1 pseudogene is annotated in these 438 nt (G+C 74.7%); it reads left to right on the top strand.

From position 1 onward, the window contains the following. Nucleotides 1-80: 80 nt before the first annotated feature. Nucleotides 81-438: pseudogene (locus D3D02_RS19985) on the top strand (alpha amylase); the annotation flags it as partial.

Below are 438 nucleotides of genomic sequence, written 5' to 3' on the forward strand. Positions count from 1 at the left end.
GTATGAACCTTTGGTGTAATTATTGTTCACTCGTTTGGAGAACGGAAACCTTCAAACCGCGGCGCGACGAGAGGCGGAGCGTGCACGAACCCGGCCCCCCGCGAACGACGAGCGTCGGCGAGCCCGTCGAACTGGCGCCGCGGTCCCCCGACCCCGACGGGACCTACCGCTGGACCGTCCGCGACGCGCCCGCCGACAGCGACCACTCCCCCGGCGACGGCCCCGACCCGACCGCGACCGGCCCGCCGAGTTCGGCGACGACGGTCGCTCCCGACGCCACGGCGGCGACGGACGCACCCGCCCCCGACGGGCCGAAGCCGGTGCTGCGGGCCGGCGAGACGGGTCGCGGCGACGACCCGGTGGTTCACCTCGACCCGGACGCCCCCGGCACCTACGCCCTCGCGCTCGACGCGCCGGACGGGACCCACCGGCAGCGCG

The organism is Halobellus sp. Atlit-38R (assembly GCF_003665925.1).
Classification (GTDB): Archaea; Halobacteriota; Halobacteria; order Halobacteriales; family Haloferacaceae; genus Haloquadratum; species Haloquadratum inordinatus.